8 protein-coding genes are annotated in these 21,036 nt (G+C 63.2%); 5 read left to right on the plus strand and 3 right to left on the minus strand.

All coding sequences use genetic code 11. From position 1 onward, the window contains the following. Both FN976_RS29590 and FN976_RS25700 read left to right on the plus strand, forming a co-directional pair. Entirely contained in the window at window positions 1-13,599 is a 13,599-nt protein-coding gene (locus tag FN976_RS29590; protein ID WP_145896323.1) for a cadherin-like domain-containing protein, read from the plus strand. Continuing rightward, entirely contained in the window at window positions 13,596-14,924 is a 1,329-nt protein-coding gene (locus FN976_RS25700; protein ID WP_145896325.1) for an HlyD family type I secretion periplasmic adaptor subunit, read from the plus strand. The genes FN976_RS29590 and FN976_RS25700 overlap by 4 nt, the downstream gene beginning before the upstream one ends. A gap of 21 nt (window positions 14,925-14,945) precedes the next feature. Here FN976_RS25700 and FN976_RS25705 read toward each other — a convergent pair whose 3' ends face one another. From FN976_RS25705 to FN976_RS25715, 3 genes are all read right to left on the minus strand, one after another. Next, window positions 14,946-15,197, minus strand: a complete 252-nt coding sequence (locus FN976_RS25705; protein WP_145896327.1) for an adenine nucleotide alpha hydrolase family protein — start codon at window positions 15,195-15,197, stop codon at window positions 14,946-14,948. 717 nt (window positions 15,198-15,914) lie between these two features. Continuing rightward, entirely contained in the window at window positions 15,915-17,000 is a 1,086-nt protein-coding gene (locus FN976_RS25710) for a hypothetical protein (protein WP_145896329.1), read from the minus strand. Beyond that, window positions 16,997-17,350, minus strand: a complete 354-nt coding sequence (locus FN976_RS25715; protein WP_145896331.1) for a hypothetical protein — start codon at window positions 17,348-17,350, stop codon at window positions 16,997-16,999. Before FN976_RS25715 ends, FN976_RS25710 begins: the two co-directional genes overlap by 4 nt. Window positions 17,351-17,509: 159 nt before the next feature. Between FN976_RS25715 and FN976_RS25720 the strand changes: the two genes are divergently transcribed. The 3 genes from FN976_RS25720 (at window position 17,510) to FN976_RS25730 (ending at window position 20,743) form a co-directional block, all read left to right on the plus strand. After that, window positions 17,510-18,274, plus strand: a complete 765-nt coding sequence (locus FN976_RS25720; RefSeq protein WP_145896333.1) for a ribonuclease T2 family protein — start codon at window positions 17,510-17,512, stop codon at window positions 18,272-18,274. A gap of 128 nt (window positions 18,275-18,402) precedes the next feature. Continuing rightward, window positions 18,403-19,695 carry a ComEC/Rec2 family competence protein gene (locus FN976_RS25725; RefSeq protein ID WP_186511191.1) on the plus strand — a complete coding sequence of 431 codons (1,293 nt, stop codon included), beginning with the start codon at window positions 18,403-18,405 and terminating at the stop codon, window positions 19,693-19,695. Window position 19,696: 1 nt separating this feature from the next. After that, window positions 19,697-20,743 carry a chymotrypsin family serine protease gene (locus tag FN976_RS25730; RefSeq protein ID WP_186511192.1) on the plus strand — a complete coding sequence of 349 codons (1,047 nt, stop codon included), beginning with the start codon at window positions 19,697-19,699 and terminating at the stop codon, window positions 20,741-20,743. The last annotated feature ends 293 nt before the right edge of the window (window positions 20,744-21,036 follow it).

Here is a 21,036-nt window from a genome sequence, read left to right on the forward strand (position 1 = left end):
ATGACCAAGACTGTCTCGTACGCTCGAGGTGAAGGGGGCTACACCTTCACGGTCGCTGAGTTGGCAACTCTGGCGGCGCTTCGCGATGAGCTGAGCGATGCACTGGACTCTTCCCGCCTATACGAGCTGGGCCTGGGAGGCGACGGATACCGAGCGATATTGGAGATGATCAGCGAAGAGAACAGTGCAGGAGTAAAGCAGCCCAAGGAAGGCGTGGTCCCGAATGTCTGGGCCTGGATTCGGGGAGCAGAAGGAGTAAACGCTGGGGTCGGATTCGCCGCGGAGTTCATTCGGCAATACACAAGCATTCAATTTGATCTGCGAGACTTGCCGGAGAGAGAGGTTACCGTCGATCAACTGGGCAGTCTTGCCTCCAATCAGATCGCTCTGAACTTGTTAACGGACATTACTGCGACGGGGAATCTTCCAGCGATCAGCGGCCTCGGCGCGATTGACGCTGGAGCCGCCGCGAGCGGCGTGTTCAGGCACGTCACCGAGGAGTATGCGCCTTGGGCCGGGACGCTGCTGTTTCCGTTCTTGGGGGAACCGAGCTTCTATAGAGACTTGCTACTCGAGGACGAGCAGGTAATAGCGAATATTCCTATCATTGGAGAGAACGGAGCAACCCAAAGCAAACTGGCTAAGTACGCAACTGGCACATACGATCTCGTGGCGTCGTTGCAGGCTGCCGAAATGGCTGGTATTCTGGCCGCAAGGGCTAATCCGGGAGAAGCATTTCAGAATCTCTTAAGTCCTGTCGGAGCGACGCACACTGACCAATCGGAAATGATCAGCCAGACGAATGACTGGTTCAACGATTACTACCAGCTGACAGGCTCTGACGTATACCGGGTCGGAAGTGACGCAGCCCTCAACCCCGGGTGGAGGGCGGCATCTGATCGCTACGACTACTTTGTAGGCAGCTACAACGACGATATTGATCTACGCGCCCGTCCGTTATTCTCTCGACCAGTGTTCTTTGACTTCCTTGACGATGCAGTCATGAACGGTGGGAGCGGAGACGATCGAATCTATGGTGGCGATGGGGACGACTTACTCGACGGGGATCAAGGGAACGATAGAGTCTTCGGTGGGCACGGATCAGATTTTCTGTTTGGTGGGGACGGCGATGATCTATTAGACGGCGGCGCCGGAAACGACTTCCTAAGAGGCAAGTCTACTCAGCCTTCGGCCGCCCACCCGGCAACGGACTACGACGTATACATAGTTGGCAACGGAATTGACACCGTTCGCGATGACGCCACCGGCGAAGGCGCTGTGCGAACAAGTGACCACTACGTCTTCACTGGGGGCCGCGGAGCCTCAGCCAACACCTGGATCTCCTCTGACGGCCGCGCCATCTATGCCCGTAGTGGCAGTACCCTGGTTGTCACCAGGGACGCAGACAACGCCAACCGGACGCTGATCGAGGACTTCGACTTCGAGATGGCGCGTACGGGCACTTACCTCGGCATCCACCTCGATGACAGTGAGGAACGACCGCGCCCACCGATTCCGCCCCAGCCCAGTCGCGATGTCCCGAGCACCACCATCATCGACGACATCATCCGAGCTCTTGGATGGGTCCGTCCCGGCGACCCGCTCGTGCTGGACCTGGACGGCGACGGGGTGGAACTGACCAGCGGGAACGACACCGTCCTCTTCGACGGCAACGCCGACCAGCTCAAGACCGGCAGCCAGTGGGTCAAACCCGACGATGGCTTTCTCGCGCGAGACATCGACGGCAATGGCACCATTGACACCGGCCGAGAACTCTTCGGCGATGGCACGAAGCTGCCCAATGGCAGCACCGCCAGCCACGGCTTCATGGCCCTGCGCGCGCTGGACAGCCATGGAGACGATCTGCGGATCACGTCAAGCGACGCAAGTTTCGCCGAACTGCGCGTGTGGCAGGACGCCAATCAGGACGGTCAAGCCCAGGCCGGAGAACTGAAGTCACTCGATGAGTTGAGCATCACCGGGATCAGCCTGACCTATGACACACAGGGCAGGTCCACCTTCATCCAAGACGGCGCCTCCAAGGAAGTGCGCAATGTCAATCTCGCCGGCACCCCCTTCCGTCGCGAGTTTACGGACAACATACCCATCAGCGAAACCGCGGCGGAAATGCCTGAGATGGGCGGCTCCGGCGTGGTGCGCGATTTGCGCGAAGCCATGAGTCTGGGCAACGGAAAGGCTGAGGCGCTGCAAGCGCAAGTGAACGCATTCAATGCCGCCGGTACGGCACAGGGTCGCCAAACGCTGCTGGACTCAGTGATCAATACTTGGGCGGCGACGTCGGCGCGCGTCGCGCATGGGCGCAGCGGCCATGCGGGCGAGCGGCTGCAGTTCATCTACGACAGTACCGAGCTCACCACCAGCCTGTTCGAGAGCCATTTCGGGGCCCAACTGGACGCGGCCGGGGTGGACTGGCGCGCCATGCAGACCGCATCGGGGCAACCCAACGTCAGCCTGTTGATGCCCATCATGCGGGAGCTGGGAATCATCCGGGGCGAACGTGAACTGATCTACGTCGGCCAGAACGAGATCTGGTATCAAGACATTGCTTGGCGCTACGACGCAGCCGACATGTTCTTCATGCATGGCGGCGAATTGGGCCGTCGCGCGGGCGTACTGGAGCGCTTCACTGGCTTGTCTGTCCTTGACAATGTCTTTTTCGTCCAGCCGAAGCAATACGACCCCTGGAACGGCACCGTGGTGGCGCAGATCCAGATTCCACCGGTGCCCGCCGTCCACTTAAACAGGGCGTACGACACCCTACAGGAAGATGTCTACAGGACTCTGTACCAGCAGACCGCGGGTGCGAGATATCTGCAGGACGTGAGTATCGAGGCGGACGAAAGCGGCATTCGCATGAACCTCGCAAGCCTGCATGCGGCCTTCGACGCGGAGGCGCAGAGCAATCCAGCGCAGGCTGCCGTGAACCTGGCCGAATTCACCCGCTTCATGCAAGGCGTCGGGCTGGAGGCCTGGGGTGGCTGGGACGGCGCGGCCCGGCTGGCGGACTTGCTGCAGGGAGTTTCTCTCAACGCTGAGCAGGAGGCCGCGCTCGCACGCGTGGGCTACAGCTATGGCGGCGCAACCTGGGGCAAGTCCGAGGGGCTGATTGGCGGAGCCGGTGACGACGTCATTCTTGGCCGCGACGGCAACGACGTGCTGATCGGCGGGGCAGGCGCGGACACCCTGGCCGGCGGCACCGGAGACGACCAACTGGTTGGGGGTGCGGGCAGCGACACCCTGTACGGCGAGCACGGGAGCGATGCCTACTTCTGGGGCCGCGGGGACGGCAACGACGCCATTGTCGACAACGATCACTACTACGATGCCGCCGGCAGAAGCACGGTGATCCTACGAGGGCTGAACCCGCAGGATGTAGCCCCGTCACTTCCCGACCACCGCGACTACGACGTGGTGCGCCTGACGATCCGTGACACCGGGGAGACGCTGGACGTGCGGTCCGGCGCGGTCCCCACGACCTTCGTCTTCGCCGACGGCACGCACTGGGACCGCGAGGACGCCATGCGCCGCATGACCTCACTGCCCACGGACGGCGACGACGTGCTGGTGGGCACCCACCTGGACGACCTGACCGAGCGCTTGGCCGGTGGACTGGGCAACGACCTGATCGTCGGCAACAAGGGCCCCGACACGATGGAGGGAGGCGCCGGAGACGACACGCTTTGGGGCTCCAGCCGTGCGACTGACACGGACGAACCCATTTCGGCGAGGAACGACCCCGACCTCTACCTCTTCGGCCGCGGCGATGGCCGCGACACCATTGTCGACATCGACACAGGAACCTCCGAGGACGTGCTGCGCTTCAAGCAAGGCATCACGCCGGGCGACCTGGTCCTGACGCAACGCGGCAAGCATCTGGTGGTGCGCATCAAAGACACGGACGACCGAGTCACCATCCACAACTTCTTCGGCTTGTACGCACACGAATCGACCGTCCTGACGCGCCTGTACGCCATCGAACGCTTCGAGTTCGCCGACGGAAGTTCATGGGACCTGGATCAGATCGCGCGCACCGCCTGGAGCGGCACCGAGCAGGCGGACGAAATCCAGGGCGACCTCCAGGACAACCTGCTCGAAGGCCGCGGCGGCGACGACCTGCTGACAGGCGACCACGGCAACGACACGCTGCGCGGCGGGACGGGCAACGACCGCCTGTTTGGTGACGAGGGCGACGACGACCTGGACGCAGGCGCCGGCAACGACGTGATCGAAGCAGGCCGGGGCGCGGACATCATCCGCTTTGGCCGCGGCGACGGAAGCGACACGCTGGTCTTCGACGGCGACTGGGGCGTCTTGCAGGTGCGAAATGCGGAGGTTCTGGCCCGCCAGGTTTCCCGTGGCAACAACGTGCTGCAGCTGAAAGATGGCGTCGCCCCTGGCGACGTGCAACTGGTGCGAGACGGCGCCGACCTGCGTGTTGTCATCAAGGACACGCAGGACAGCTTCACCATCCAGCAGTTCGCGGTTGGCGCAGGCGGCGAGACCGCGCCGCAGGCGCAGCAGTTCAGCGTCAAGGAAATCCGCTTTGCCGACGGTACCGTCTGGGAACCGGCGGAGATGCTCAGCCGCAGCCTGCTCGGGGGGACCGGCGCGGACACCCTGGCGGGGTACTCGGCCGATGAAGTGATCGACGGGGGTGCCGGCGATGACGTGATCGCCGGCGCGATCGGCACGGACACCATCCGCTTTGGCCGCGGGGATGGCCGGGACCGCGTGCTGGCGTCGCACCTGGAAGGTAGCTTCGCCCTGGAGTTCAAGGAGGGCGTCACGGCTGCCGACGTGCAGGTTCGCCGAGTGGGGCAGGCGGCCGTGTTCACCATCCTCGACACGCAGGACGCCATCGTCTTTGAGGCGCCCTATCGCGCGGGCGTCGAAGGCTTCGGCCTGATCCGAGAGGTCAGGTTCCACGACGGGCTGGTCTGGTCGCTGAATGATGTGCATGCCAAGGCGATCGCATTCACCAGCGGGAACGACCGCATCGCCAGCGTGCTGAACCCGGCCACCCTGCAAGGCGGTCTGGGCGACGATTCGCTGCACGGCGGGTATGAGGACACCGTTTTCCTGTTCAATCGAGGCGACGGCCGGGACACCATCACCGACGAAGGCGGGCGGAACACACTGCGCTTCGGTGAGGGCATCGTGGCGCAGGACTTGGCGGTCACGCTGGATGAAGGCGCGCTAATCATCAGCCTGGCGGGGACCGAGGACGAGATTCGCATCCGGGCGAACAGCATTGAAACCTTCGAGGTGGGCGGCGTTGCACTTTCCTACAACGACATTCTGGGTCTGGTGACCACCGAGGAAGAGGAGGTGTTGCTGGGGTCGGAGGACGACGACATCCTCAGCGGCACGCACAAGGCGAGCAGCATCACCGGCTTCGGCGGAAACGACTTGCTCCAAGGCAACGAAGGCCGCGACACGCTGGAGGCAGGCGCTGGGCATGACACGCTGGAAGGCGGCCTGGGCGACGACGACCTGCGTGGCGGCGATGGCGACGACCGTCTGGACGGAGGTGAAGGCGCCGATTGGCTGGCGGCCGGCGACGGCGACGACATGCTTCTGGGCGGCACGGGCGCCGACACGCTTGAAGGCGCCCTGGGTGGCGATACGCTGGAAGGCGGCGCGGGCCGCGACCTGATCCGCCCGGGCGGTGGGGATGACGTGATCCGTTACGAGCGCGGCGGCGCCCTCGATACGGTGGAACTGGCAGCCGAAGGCTCCGCCGTGGTCGAACTAGGCGAGAGCTTGTTGATCGCGGACTTGTCAGTGCAGTGGGTCCACAACCACGGCGACAGCTTCATGGTGGTCGGGTTCGGCCAGAACGATGCGCTGCGCGTGGTGCTTCCCACGGGGATCACGATCGACTCCGATCCGCCGCCGGACTTCAGCCTTCGGTTCGCCAATGGCAATGTGCTGACGTTCTCGCAGCTGCGCGATCTGGCTGACCCCCAGGACACCGAAGCTCTGATCATGGGTACGCAGGCGGACGATGTCATTCACGCCAATTCCTATGACATCGTCCGTGGACGCGACAACGACGACGAGATTCGCAGTGACGGCTTGCTCGCAGGCGATGCCGGCAATGACACGCTTGAGGGCTTCTTCGGCTCCGTGTTGATCGGAGGCACGGGCGACGACACCTTGGTGCCCCGCGTCGGCGGCGCCTACCTCTACAACCGCGGTGACGGTCGGGACCGGATCGGCAACGTGCAAGTGCACGAGTCGTACGCCGCAACGCCGTTTGCCGCGCTCAGCTTTGGCGGCGGCATCGCGGTGGACAGCATCGACGTGGCCTTCGATCCGGCCAGCGGCGAGTTGGTCTTCTCGTTCAGTGATTCGCCAGAGGATGAAATGCGCCTCGCGTGGGCCAATCCCGAGACGGGTGAAATTGACGGAGGAGCGATTCGCTACGTGCAGATCATCGAGGAGGGCGCGGTCCGCCAGTTCGACCTCCACAAGATCCTGGGTGACGGCGGCTTCGCCGTGCGGGCGCTCGCGGTACCGGGGGCTGGCGCGGCGCTGTTCGCGGCCCATTCCGAGTCGGAGATTGACGGACCGTCGCCCCTGCTGGGCGGCCATGCCGCGATGGCATATGCCCTGACTGGCGACTGGCAAGGCGGCATGGCCCAGACGCCGGGAGAGATCAACGGCGGACAGCTGTCGCTGGGCACCCGCGCGGGCGAGCTGCTCTCGGCTGGGGATCAGGGTGCAACGCTGATGGCGGGAGCCGGTGCGGACACGCTGGCAGGCGGCGCGGACGCCGACTACCTCGACGGCGGTAGCGGAGCCGACTTGCTCCAGGGCGGCGAGGGCGATGACGTGCTCATGGGAGGCAAGGGCGACGACCGGCTGGTCGCCGGCAAAGGAAACGACCTGGCCATCGGCGGTGGAGGCAGCGACGTCTATGTCTACGCCCGCAACGATGGCCACTTGCGCATCGATCGCGAGTTCAAGCACGCCGGGGAGGGATACTTCGACGGCCTCGTTCCCCGCTTCGACGCGGCGACCGGCTTCTCGGAGGCTGAGCGGGAAGCGCCCGCTGAGGAGGGGGAAGAGCCGTCTTGGCAGCCGGACAGCGGCACTCTGGAGTTCGGTGCAGGCATCACGCTGGCCGATCTGGGTTTCTCCAGGGTCGGCGATGACCTGGTCATTGAGGTCGGCGGCGCGGACGGCGACCGCATCGTCTTGGACGGCTACGACGACAACGCGCCAGCCAAGAATCGCGTGGTTCAGCGGCTGGTGTTTCAGGGGCAGGAGGCCGTCAGTCTCGGTGAGCTGATGAACTCCGGTGAGGTGGTGGTGGTCCAGCCGCCGCGCAGCAGTTTCCTCATCGGTGATGGCGAGATCGTTGGAACCGAGCATTCAGATGCCTTCCTTGGAACGCAAGGCAACCAGCGATGGCTCGGGAAAGGCGGAGATGACGCCTATTTCCTGAATGGCCAGGACGACGGCGTGAAGACCATCGTCGACAGCAGCGACGACTTCAACACCATTGTTGTGGAGTTGGACGAGCTGCCGGAACTGGTGATCGCCGACGGCCTCGCGTCCTTGACATTCGGGCCGGGCTCCACGGCCTTGCTGGAAGGCTGGGACGGCGTCGTCATTGAAACTTCGCCCATTCAAGAGATCGAGTCCATCGCCGGCGAATGGACGTTGACGATGGAGGAACTCTTCAACCGGTCGCGCACCATCCTCGGCTCCGTCAACGACGACAGGCTGGGTGGCGGCGCGGGAGACGACCGGATCGAGGGCCTGGAGGGCGACGACTGGATGTCGGGCGGCGGCGGTGCCGACACCTATGTCGTGGGCGCGGGCAGTGGCCACGATCGCCTGGAGGATGCGGCAACGCCGGGACAGGACAACACGCTCGTCATCAACGCCTCTCTGGACAGCGTGGACGTCGGTGTCGGCGCAACGGGTGAATTGGAGATCCGGATCGGGCAGGACAGCAGTGTCACTCTTGGCGGGTCCGATCGCAACGACCCCCTGGGGAGTTCCAGCATCAGCTTCATCCGGTTCACCGACACTGGAACCGTCCTGACGTGGGCGGACTTGGTCGAACAACGGGGGTTGATCACCCGCGGGACCGCCGGCGACGACACCCTGCTGGCGACGCCGCTGCATGACGAGGTCTACGGCTCGGACGGCAACGACCTGTTCGAGGCCAGTACGGGTGGCGACAAGCTGGTGGGTGGCGCGGGCAACGACAGCTACACCTACCGGCGGGGCGACGGGCATGTCCTGATCGAGGACGAGGCGTATCACCTGTCCGGCAACAGCTTGCGGTTCGGCGAGGGCATCACGCTCGAATCGCTCGCCCGCAAGCTGCGCTTTGTCAGCGGCGGGGATTCGTCGTCCAGCACGTTCCAGATCGTGTTCGGCGATGACTTCGAGGATGTCCTGGAGATCACAGGCTTCGACCGCCTGAACCCGGAGTCTGGCCAGCAGGGGGTGGACACTTTCCTCTTCGCGGACGGCAGCTCCGTGAGTTGGGCGGAGCTGGTCCAGCAGGTGTTCGTTGTCGAAGGAGACGAAGAATCCAACACGCTGCTGGGCACCGGCGTGAGCGACCGGCTCTATGGCTACGACGGCGAGGATTCCCTCATCGCGGAGAGTGGGGATGACGTGCTCACGGGCGGTGCGGCAGACGACTCGCTGGAGGGTGGGGACGGACAGGACAACTACGTCTTCAACGCTGGCGACGGCGATGACGAGATCATCGACGCCAGCACGCGCAACACCATCACCTTCGGGGAAGGCATCACGCGCGAAAGCGTTTCAGTCACGGAGGTGCGTGAGGCGGACAGGCTGGGCTACCTGGTGGCGTATGGCTTCCAGGGTGACACCATCTTCATCCACTCCACCGATGGAACAGAACTGCCGCTGAGCGCGATCGATGGCGTGGAGTTTGCCGATGGAACGTATGTTCCGTTCCCCGACTTCCTGAACATCGCCCCCTCCGCCGGCTTGTCGCTCCAGGAGCAGCATGGCCGTGCTGGCCAGGCACTCGTAATCGTCCTGCCCGAGTTGGCGTTCTTCGACCAAGACGAGGACGCGCTGACCTATTCGGCCCAGCTTGCCAATGGCGATTCGCTGCCGGCCTGGCTGGTGTTCGACCCGGTGGCGCGGACATTCTCTGGGGAGCCGGGCGCGTCCAACCTCGGAAGCTATGAAATCTCCGTCACCGCGAACGACGGGAAGGCCACGGCCAGCCAGGCCTTCGTGCTCGTGATTGATGCTGGGAACGGCATGCCTGTCGTCATGGACGATCTGATCGCGGTATCCGAGGATGAACTCGCGCCGTTAGAAGGCAACGTCCTGGACAACGACAGCGACCCGGAACACGACGAGTTGACGGTCGTTGAACCTGGAACCATTGAAGGCGAATGGGGCACCCTGATCCTTGAGGAAGACGGTTCCTATTCCTACGAACTGGACGGCGACAACGCCGACCTGCAGGCGTTGCGCGACGACGAGGAGGTCGAGGACACCTTCATTTTCGAAGTGACGGATGGCGGCACTCCCGTCGAATCGAAGGTCGTGGTGAAGATCGCCGGGGCCAATGACGAGCCAGAGGCTGTTGCCGACACCGCTGACGCCGAATCCGGCGAAGCAACCGGCAACGTCCTGGACAACGACGCCGATGCCGACGCCGATTCGTCCATCACGGTCTCGAGCGCGGGTTCCATCGACGGGACCTTTGGCACCTTGGAAATCGCAGGCGATGGCGAGTTCATTTTCACTCTGGATGCTGAACTGGATGCCTATCGCGCCCTCGGCGCCGATCAGACCGCCGAGGATGTGTTCGAGTACACCGTGAAGGACGACGAGGACGCAACCGCGAGATCGACGCTCACCATCACCGTGCATGGGGTGAACGATGACCCCGAGGCCGTCGAAGATGTCGTGATGGTCTCGGCAACAGCGCCAGACCCGACGGGCAATGTGCTGGACAACGACGCCGATCCCGACAGCGGCGATGTTCTCGTCGTCACGACCGTGGGTACCGTCGAGGGCACGTACGGCGCCCTCGAACTGGAGGCGGACGGTACCTATCGCTATGTCATCGATCGGGCGGCCATGCTTGGCCTGCCGGAGGGCCAGACGGTCAACGACTCGTTCGACTACACCATCTCCGACGGTCAAGGTGGCGAATCCAGCACCACCCTCAACTTCACCATTGGCGGCACCAACCTGCCTCCGCAACCCGTGGCCGATTCGGCAACCGCCAGTGAAGACGGCCCGGCCATTTCGGGCAATGTCCTGGCGAATGACACGGACGCGAACGAAGACGACGAGCTGACCGTCCCGGTGCCGGGCTCACAGGTTGGCGTGCTGGGCACGTTGCAACTCGCCGCCGACGGCGGCTATACCTACACGGTCAACAACGGAAGCGCCGCCGTCCAGGCCTTGGCCGAAGGTCAATCCAGCGTGGATTCCTTCGCCTATTCCGTGACCGATGGCCACGGCTCGAGCGTTGCGTCCAGTATCGCGATCACTGTACGGGGGGCCAATGACACACCCGCGGCAGTCAGCGAGCAGGTGACCGTTGGCAGCGGGTCCGCCCCGGTCATCGGGAATGTGCTCACGAACGACACGGACATTGATGCTGGAGACGTCCTGGTCGTGGCGAGCGTCGGTACTGTGGTTGGAGCATATGGCGCACTGACGTTGGGCGCGGATGGTGCGTACAGCTACGCCGTCAACCCGGCCAAGATCGCCACGCTGACGCTTGGGCAAAGCGCGATCGACCATTTCGCTTACACGGTGAGCGACGGTCATGGTGGCACTGCCGCGGCCGGCATCGACTTCTCCGTCAGCAGCAGCAACGCGGCGCCGGTCGCAGTGGAAGATGCGGCAAACGCGGTAGAGGACGGCCCCGTGACCACCGGCAACGTGCTGGACAACGACACGGACGCCAACGAGGGCGATGACCTTTTCGTGAGCAATGCGGGCAGTCAATCCGGCAGCCGTGGCACGCTGGTGCTCGCCGAGGACGGGACGTATTCGTATGCGCTGACCAACGCGAGCGCCGCTGTGCAGTCGCTTGGTGTCGGCCAGACGGTCACCGAGACGTTCCAGTACACCGTCGAAGATGAATCCGGAGCGACCGCCGTTGCCAGCCTGGAGATCACCATCAGCGGGGTGAACGACGGGCCGGTTGCGGTCGCCGACCAGAAAGTCGCGGGGGTCGGGGACTCTCCAATCACTGGCAACGCGTTGAGTAACGACAGCGATATTGACCTTGGCGATACGCTGAGTATCAGCACTGCCGCGGTGTCCACTGGCGCGTACGGAACCTTGACGCTGAGTGCTGACGGCAACTACAGCTACGCCCTGGATCCCTCCGCAGTTGCGGCAATCCCAGCCGGGCAATCGGCGCTGGACGTCTTCAGTTACACCGTCACCGACAACCACGGCGCAACGGCGACCTCGACGATCGAGTTCGCCATTGGAGGCACCAATCTGGCTCCGTTGGCATTGGCGGATGCCGTTGCCGCGGTTGAAGATGGTCCTCCGGCGACCGGCAATGCGCTGGCCAACGATACGGACACGAATGCGGGTGACACGCTGACGGTGGCCAATCCAGGCACTCAGGCCGGCGTCTATGGTGCACTGGCTTTGGCAGCCGACGGTTCATTCACCTACACGGTGAACAGCAGTTCGAGTGCGGTCCAGTCTCTGGGCCAGGGGCAGACGGCCGGTGATAGCTTTGCCTACACCGTGACCGACAGCCACGGGGCGACGGCGACATCGAGCATCCAAGTCACGGTGACCGGTGCCAACGACGTGCCTGCGACGACGGCTGATTCCGCCTCCGTGACGGAGGATGGCCAATTGACCGCCAGCGGGAATGTACTCGCCAACGACAGCGATACGGACACGTCGGACACCTTGCAAGTGGGGAACGCGGGAACCCTCGCGGGCCAGTACGGCACGCTCGTTCTGGCGCAAAGCGGCTCGTACACCTACACCCTGAACAACGCGCTGGCTGCGGTTCAAGCACTGAATGCGGGGCAATTGCTGACGGATATGCTGAACTACACCGTCACCGACGGATACGGCGGGACGGCGTCCGCCCAACTCGAGGTCACCATCGCAGGGGCGAACGAGGTTCCGGTTGGCAACGGGCAAGTCGTAAATGGCACCTCTGCCAACAACACGCTGACGGGCGGAAGCCTTGCCGACAAGCTGGATGGCAAGCAAGGCGCTGACACGATGACCGGTGGATCGGGCGACGATATCTACATCGTCGACAACGCAGGAGATGTCGTTGTCGAAGTCGCCAGCGGGGGATTGGATCTGGTGGCCTCGTCGATCAGCTACGTGCTGCCCGAGCATGTCGAACTGCTCATGTTGACCGGCGGCAACCCGACCGGCACCGGGAACAACGCAAGCAACGTGATCGTCGGAAGTTCGGGAAACAACGTGCTGTACGGCCTCGGGGGCAACGACGTGATCGCGGCTCGCGGCGGCAACGACAAGCTCTTTGGCGGCGATGGAAACGACCTGCTGTCGGGAGAGGGCGGCAACGAGGAGATCGACGGAGGCCTCGGCAACGACAGCATGTTCGGCGGCGATGGCAACGACAAGCTGCTGGACGCCGACGGGGACAACCTCTTCGCAACCGGGAGCGGCAACGACAGCGTGACCAGCGGCACCGGACAGGACCTGATCGTGCTTGGTGCGGGCAACGACAATGTGAGCGCCGGCGCCGGAGGCGACGTGATCGATGCTGGTAGCGGCAACGACGCCATCGAAGCGGGGGCGGGCAACGATTTCGTGTCCGCTGGCGCGGGGAATGACACGATCCTCATGGGCAGCGGCAGCGACATCTTTGCGTTCAATCGAGGAGACGCCAAGGACGTGCTGACCTTCGCGGCTGGGGACGGTGTTGGGGACGCCATCAGCCTGGGCGGTGGGATCCGCTACTCGGACATCAAGCTGCGCAAGGCAGGCTCGGACCTGGCGATCGACGTGGGTTCGGGCGAGGAGATCCTGCTGAAGGACTGGTACGCGTCGCCCAGCAATCGCACCGTGGGTGTCTTGCAGGTCATGACCGAAGGCGGTGACTACAACGCATCCTCAACGAACGGCATGCACAACAAGAAGGCCGTCGCCTTCGATTTCATCGCGCTCTTCAATGCCTATGAACAGGCTCGCGGGACCAACAATGGCTTGTCGTGGGCGATCGCGGCCAGCCTACCGGCTGCCTTGATCGAAGGGTCTGACTCCCAGGCGCGCGGCGGCGACTTGGCATACGACTACGGCACCTATTATCGAAGCACCAACAGCTTTGGCGCCGACATGAATGAGGCCAACTTGCGGACCATCTCCAACGGTCTTGCGGGGACCACATCCCAGTCTTTCGCGGCCGCGCCGACAGGTTCTGGAATCGTCGATCCGTGGGTTGCCTTGCAGGCCGGAACGGGCCTGATCGCTGGTCAGGCACCGGGCGCGAGCAACCCGATTCTGCCGATCCAGTCGACGTCGGCGGACGCACTGCTTTATGGGGCGATCGCGATGAGTGAAACCAAGCCTTCCTGGTCGCAGCCATGAGTGTGGTCCAGCTCGCCCCCGAAGCGCGCGACTTCGCGCCGGACCTGCTGACGCTGCAAGAGAGCCCGCCGTCGAACCTGCCGCGGGCCGCGCTGTTGCTGGTGGTGGCGCTGCTGGCGGCGCTGATCGTGTGGGCAGTGTGGGCACGCCTCGACATCGTCGCCACCGCGCCGGGCCGCCTGGTGCCGGCCAGCTTCACCAAGGTCGTACAGCCGGCGGAGCCCGGGGTCGTCTCCGAGGTGCTGGTGAAGGACGGCGACACTGTCCGCGCTGGCCAGATCCTGCTGCGATTGGACGCGCGGCTGTCGCAAGCGGATGCTGGCTCGCTGGACCACGACGCCGAACTGCGGCGGCTGACGCTGCTGCGCATCGGCGCCGAGCTGGCCGGCGAGCAACTGGTGCTGCCGCCCGGCTCGCGTCCCGCGTTGGCTGCCCAGGTGCTGGCGCAGTACGGCGCCCGGCGCAAGTCGTATGAAGACGCGATCGCGCAGGACGAGGCCGCGCTGCAGAAGGCGCACGCGGAACTCGGCGCCGCGAAGCAGAACGTGCTGAAGCTGCGCGAGGTCGTGCCCATCATCCAGGCCGCCGCAGACAAGCACAATGAGCTCGAGAAAGCCGGCTTCGTGTCGCAGCTCGCTTCGGCCGACCGCCGCCGCGAGTACGTCGAGAAGAGCCAGGAACTGCAGGTGCAGATGGAGTCCGTCAACGCGCTGAAGGCGGCCATCACCCAACAGGAACGCAAGCTTGAAGCCGTGCGTTCCAGCTACCGCTCGGCGCTGGAGAACGAGCGCCTCGACACTCTGGCGCAGCTCAATCGCATCGCTGGGGAGCAGGGCAAGACCAGCATCCGCGCAGGCCAACTTGAGATCCGGTCGCCGGCCGATGGCATCGTCAAGGACCTGACGGTCACGTCCACCGGCGCAGTCGTCCAGGCGGGCGCGCTCCTGATGAACATCGTGCCGCGCAACGAACCGCTGCAGGCCGAAGTGCTGCTGGGCAACGAGGACGCCGGCTTTGTCGCCGTTGGCCAGAAGGTGCAGGTGAAAGTGGCGGCCTACCAGTTCCAGAAGTACGGCCTGCTCGAAGGCAAGGTGACGCACGTGGCCGCCGACGCGACGCAGCAGCAGGGCACGCAGCAGGCGTTGACCTATCGCGCCCTGGTGCGGCTGGACCGGCAGTCTCTGAAGTCACCCGAGGGCGAGACGCTCGCGCTGGCGCCGGGCATGCTGGTGGCCGCGGAGATCCACCAGGGAGACCGCTCGGTGCTGGAATACTTGCTGAGCCCGGTGCAGAAGGCCGCGCAGGAGGCGGGGCGGGAGCGGTGAGCTGAGGGGGCCTTGCCCAGCTCAGTTCAGAAGCTTCAACGCTTCGCAGGTCTTGCAACGACCACAAGGTGTGGGCACCTCGGGGGAGTGGTAGACCGGACGGCGACAGCTCCAGGCCAGTTTCGCGACTTCTGCGGGAAGCAGCGTCACGATCTCCTGCTTGGACAGCCCACGCACGGGGTACAGCAGCTCCTTGTTCGTGAACGCCGCGTAGGTCTTGTTGCCGCGGACGATGCGCCCGGCGTCTAAGTCCGCGTCGTCGGTCTGGGTCACCCGAAGGCCACAGTCTTGACCGACGGCACGGCCGAAGCGATGAAACCGCCAACGAACTTTGGTGACATCGTTGTCCCAGGGAAATGTGCCATTGAACGTTTTGAAGGTATGCTGGTTTTTTCCGAGTCGTGTGCCGGTACCCGGGGTTGCGATACCACCGAAGGATGTCTTCCACGGCTGTCTTCTCGGCCGCGGTGCGGCGTACCTGGTTGTGGATGTGCACATGGTGCCCATGGACATTGAACGCCGCGTACTTCTGGTCCGTGAGAAGCACATGCAGTGCCCCCAGGGAATCCAACCCTCCAGAGAACATCAGCAGGGTCAAAGGATTGGCACTCACGGCTCGCGAAAACGCCGATGAGGAAGTTCAGTGCCAGCCCGGCACCGGCGTAGCTTTCCAGCGATCCCATACGACTTGGCGAGTGCCAGCACTAAGCCAATGGCGGAAACTAATACACCTCTGGCTTGTGCGTACTTGGCACGGTCGATCAGAGCCGGTTCGACGTTGTGGTTGGCGTCCCTGAGCGGCAGGATCTGAGAAAACTGGGCACGTTACCGCGTTGCTGCATCACTTGCGGATCGTACAGTCTCAGCGCCAACGTCTTCCTCGTCCTCGTTTTCGTCTTCGTCTTCGGATTCTGAAAGATTGATGTCATGGCACGGTCTGCTTTGCCGTAGCAACCCCCGCCGGGCTCTGAGCAGGTGCAGTTAGCCCGTTTAGTTCACCTTAAGCTTGAAGACGAGCTGGGTCTGGCCAAACTTGGGAGCCCCATTGAGCAGGTCAGCGCCTGTCGTGCGTTCCAAAGCCAGGCTAGGCTGAACCGGATCGGTGGACGACGGCGAGTAGAGCAGGTATTCCAAGCCCAACTTGGCGAAAGTTTCCCGCCGTTTGGCTAGGCCGCCATCGGTCGAGAGGTCGTGCGCACGCTGGGCCATCGCAGTCATCCTAAGACGCTCCGACCACTTGGCCGGATAGACCTCCAGCTTCGCGATGGCGTAGGCAGAGGTGTATTCGCCAGAGGGTGCCCCCGCCTTCGCGCGCTGGATGTCTTCGCGTTGCCAGCCAAACTTCGGCGCGAAGAACCAAGCCCCAGGACCGGTATAGGGCAGGCCTCCCCGGAAGCGGTCGGAAGTCAGAATGCTTTCGACCCTGAAGAGGTTGCTGTGCGTTCCCTCGACCTTGTTCTCTCGGTAGGTAGCGGAAATCCGGGTGGCCATGCCGAGCTCGAGGAAAGACGGCTTTTCGCCATTGATCGAGAACACGATCCCGGAGAGGCCCACGTTGGCCTCTCGGGTGTCGGTGCGCTTGGCGACCAAGGTGTTGCGGTTGATGGACAAGCCAACCCAGGGGCCCCAGCCCCTGCTGCCGAACCACTGGTCCCTGGGGAAGGGGGACTCCGACATTTCCCAGATCAGGGCCGCCTTGACACTCGCGTACTCCTGGCCATCGCGCCTGGCTGCTGCAAAGGTCGCGGGGTCCTGTCCCATACCCTTCGGTGTGGACTCGTCGGCGATCTTGAGGTCCTTGATGAACCTGCCCCAGCCGTAGCCGGCAGGCTCGCTCGACGTTGCAGCAGCAGCGGTCCCAATGCTTGTCGATGAACTGGTGGCCGCGGTGTTGGAAGCTGGAACGGCGGTCGCCGGGACGCCTGCAGCAGGTGCGGGTGCCGGCGCGAAGACTTTGCCATTGAGTTCGTCGTAACAAGCGAGCCGCTGCGTGTCATCCGGAATGCGGTTGCATTGCTGCGCCGCCAGTGCCGAGCTGCCGAGGGTGGCGAGAAGAGCCGTCAGAAGTGGCTTCATTTCGGCTCCGGGGGCGTGATGGTCAGGTTGGCAGCTTGGCAGAAACGAGTGATGAAATCGCCGACCGTCTTGCAACTCGCCAAAGCGTTGCCGGTGATGTTGACGTGCCCCGGGTTAGCCTTGGCGTGGTCATTCACCTCCTCAGCTAGGTGAAAGAGTCGCTCAGGCGGGATACCTAGTTGCTTGAACAGCACGGTCTTGGCGTTGTACTTGTCGCCATAGAGCTTCACGAGTTCCGCCATCGTGACGTCGTCGAGGATCTCCAAGGCGCGCGCCTTCGCGGCCTTGTAGTCCAGTGCCTGGGCTACCAGTGCTGCCTGGTTCGCCGGTTTCGCCTTCTTCTTTGCCACGTTCCCTCCTTGATCGACCTTGGCTGGCTGCCAAAGAGGGTAGCGGCGAGCCTCCAAGCTCGCAACCCCCAAAATTGGGAGAGACTTTGCGACCTTGTCGAGCGCGAAAGGAGCTCCTATGATTCGCGCGGTTCCGAAGAGGAACTTGGGGGGGGATAGATGCGAACGATGACAAGCGGCGCTGCGAAGCTCTGGACGGGCCTTGCACTTTTTTTTGGCCTGACGCCCGGCTTCGCGCAGGAGGTCTGCAAGATTCCTGTGGCCATAGATGTCCCCGCCGTCCGGTCGCCGGACTACGTGAATAAGGACAAGCCAACAGACTACATGGCGCTGGTGCTGTCGTGGTCGCCTCAGCACTGCGAAGGTCAACGCAACCAGCCCGAAGAAGTGAAGAAGAAGCACGCCCATCAGTGCTTCTCGGTAAACCAGTTCGAGTGGGTGGTGCACGGGCTGTGGCCGCAAAACGCCAAGGCGAGTTCTAACCAGGACCATCCCCGTCATTGCAATGCTTCCGCTGCGTTGCCGTCGGATCTCCTCAAGCAGCACCTTTGCATGATGCCGGGCGTCGATCTCATGCAAAACGAGTGGCAAGCCCACGGCACCTGCGGGTGGTCGACGGGCCAAGCTTACTTTTCTGATATCCAGAAGGTCTATGGCGCCTTGAAGCGACCCACCACGCAGGATATGGTGGGAAGCGGCCACGGCCCCAACCGGCTGATCGATTCGACTGCCCGGAAGGTCAAGGCGTCCTTTCTTGCGCTCAATCCTTCGCTGGAGGCGGATCAACTCCGTGTCAACGTGGCGTCGGGAAACCGGCTGAAGGAAATCTGGCTGTGTCTAGACAATCAGTTGAAGCCGGCGGCTTGCCCTGCCGGAGGCACGCCTGATCAACAGGCGATTTCCGTGCGCACACCGCACCAGTAGCCGCCCCAAGTCGCCAGCGGCCGCGCATCTACTGCGATCTGTCCAAACGAGATCGATCGGGCTGAGCGTCAAGTTCTTGAAGTCAGTCAACTTCCAACCTAGGAGTGCTTATGCGTCGCGATTGGTTCATGAAATCCTCCCGAACTGTCGTTCTGATCGTCCTTTGCAGTTCCCTGATCGCCTGCTCGACCATCGCCACCGACCAGGCCGCAACGCCGCGCACGACCGCGGCACACTATGCCGAACACGGGACCGTTCGGCCAGACGGTCGGCCACAGCGGGGACGGCCGTCCGGAAAGTTGGCCGCCGCGAAGCCCGAAGCCGCCAAGCGCGTTCCTGTGACACCGCCCCAGGCCCCCACGACTGTCTTCCCATCTGCGCTGCCCAAGTCTTTTGCGGCGGCCGATGAGATGGTGGCGCACTTCATCGACGTCGGACAAGGCGACGCGGTGCTGCTTGAATTCTCATGCGCGGCGGTGCTGATCGACACGGGCGGGGAGATCACCGATGAAGTCGTCGGCCGGGAGCGGCTGGCGGAGTACCTCCGCGACTTCTTTCTGCGCCGTGCGGACTTGGCCAACACGCTCAAGCTGGTCGTCTTGTCGCATGCGCACAAGGACCATACCGATGGGGTCACCGCCCTTCTGGAAGCCTACCCACAGATCACGATCCAGAACGTTTTGGACAACGGCGCCACGAGTGGTTCGGGCATTTCGGGGCAGAACAAACTGCAGCGGTATGCGGATGAGACTGGCGCGGGCTATATGGGCATCTCCGAAGCCGACATCACCTCCACATCCGGAGCGACCAGTCCGATCATCGACCCAGTGGACTGCCGCCCCGGTGGCGGTGTGGATCCGAAGATCGTTGCCCTATGGGGCCGGGTGGACCTGGACGCCGGCTGGGCCAACAACGGCAACAATGACAGCGTCGTCTTGCGCGTCGACTTCGGGGGAGCAAGCCTTCTTTTCACTGGCGACTTGGAGAAGGACGGGATCAAGGCGATGCTCGAGTCCTATGCGGCTGACACCAGCATTTTCGATGTCGACGTACTGAAGGTGGGGCACCACGGCTCCCACAACGCGACAACAAAAGAACTCATCGCTGCCGTCACGCCGAAAGTTGCCGTCATCCAAGCCGGCGATTCGACGATAAGCCGCGGGACGTTTAGCGCCTATAGCTTTGCGCATCCCCATGAGAACGCGATCGACACCCTGCTAGACGCGCAGAACGGCGTTACGATGACTAGGTCGGCGAAGACCGTGCGTGTGGGCGTTCGGGGCCGCAATCCCACCAACGACGCCCCGCCCCAGTTCAAGTCGATGGAGATCAAGGGCGCGATCTATACCACCGGCTGGGACGGCAACATTGCCGTCATCGCGAACAAGAATGGCACGATCCGCGTGGAATACGGCCACTGAAATGGGATCTCAACCCGAGCCGGAAGGCGTACCGCTCGACCTTCTTGAAGCGAAGCGGGAGTTGTCCCAGCGCCGGCTAGCCTCTTCGACCATGCCACCACGTGTCTGGGTGAAAAAGGTGCGAGTAGAAGATGCGGTGAGGCAGTCAGACAACCACCTGCATGCAGTGGGTGTGGGCAGGAAGATTGTTGCCGGTAAGCCGACCGAGACGCTGTGCGTTCGCCTCTATGTTACCCAGAAGGTGGCGCGTGGGTTACTCCCTTCGCGAAGTCAACTTCCCGCGTCCATCGCCGGCTTGCCCACCGACGTGGTCGAGGCCGCACCGGCCTTCTTGGCCGCGCAACACAAGTGCACCCACCGCAGGTTGCTCGAACAGCGCCCGGCGCAAGGGGGGATTAGCGGGGCGCACGCGTCAATCCAGGCTGGGACTCTGGGTGCTCGCTGCATCTCGCGCAAGGCCGAAGAACAGGGCATGTGGTTCGTGCTCGGGAACTGTCACACGTTGGCCGACTTTGGGGCGGCACCAACCGGATCCCCGATCCTGCAGCCATCAAGCAACGATGGCGGAACCGTAGAGGCGAACTTGTTCGCTGAGCTGCATCGCTTTGTTCCGCTCTTAGAGGGCGCGGAAAGAGCGAACCAGGTCGACGCCGCAATCGCCAAATTGAGCTCGCAGGCGTCGATGGACACAGGCGTCTGCACTGCTGGCCAGATACAGGGCACCGCGATTGCCTCGAACGGGATGCTCGTGCAAAAGCACGGTCGGACAACGGGGATCACGGTTGGAGTCGTCGATGACGCATCCGTCGATACGATCATTCCCCTGGATCGTGAGAATCCAACCAAAGTCGCGCTCTTCGTAGATCAAATACGAATTCTTCCGCGCGTCGCGCTGTTCGCTCAGCCCGGCGACAGCGGTTCGTTGATCCTTCACAAGCCCGGCAACGCTGCTTTAGGCCTCCTGTTTGCTTGCCCCGACAACGGCTCCTATGCCTACGCCAGCCCAATTCGTGCGGTACTTGACTCGCTTGAGATCGACCTGGGATAGAGTGCCAATACTCTCGTGTCGATCAACAAAGGTCGGTTCAAGCATTCCACAGCGGACCCTGAAAACTTCGTGCCCATTTGGGCCGCCAATCGCAAGCATCGAATGCCAGTCGTCGCCGGACCATTTAAAGAACTCTTTGGCTCGAAAAGCCACGGCTTCCGGCCACCCTTCGTCACATATCCGCTTCGAGTTGGAAAGCAGACATTGAGAGCCGGCAGATCATTGCCTCGATTGAGCAGTGGTCAACCAAGGGTTCTTGGGGGCGAGGGCGACAACAGGTTGTGAGGCTGACT

Source organism: Caenimonas sedimenti (genome assembly GCF_007833165.1).
Classification (GTDB): Bacteria; Pseudomonadota; Gammaproteobacteria; order Burkholderiales; family Burkholderiaceae_C; genus Ramlibacter; species Ramlibacter sedimenti.

Excerpts from the sequence above, each read along its gene's own strand:
- FN976_RS29590 (WP_145896323.1), top strand. The coding sequence starts at position 1 with ATGACCAAGACTGTCTCGTACGCTCGAGGTGAAGGGGGCTACACCTTC.
- FN976_RS25700 (WP_145896325.1), top strand. The coding sequence starts at position 13,596 with ATGAGTGTGGTCCAGCTCGCCCCCGAAGCGCGCGACTTCGCGCCGGAC.
- FN976_RS25710 (WP_145896329.1), bottom strand. The coding sequence starts at position 17,000 with ATGAAGCCACTTCTGACGGCTCTTCTCGCCACCCTCGGCAGCTCGGCA.
- FN976_RS25720 (WP_145896333.1), top strand. The coding sequence starts at position 17,510 with ATGCGAACGATGACAAGCGGCGCTGCGAAGCTCTGGACGGGCCTTGCA.
- FN976_RS25725 (WP_186511191.1), top strand. The coding sequence starts at position 18,403 with ATGAAATCCTCCCGAACTGTCGTTCTGATCGTCCTTTGCAGTTCCCTG.
- FN976_RS25730 (WP_186511192.1), top strand. The coding sequence starts at position 19,697 with ATGGGATCTCAACCCGAGCCGGAAGGCGTACCGCTCGACCTTCTTGAA.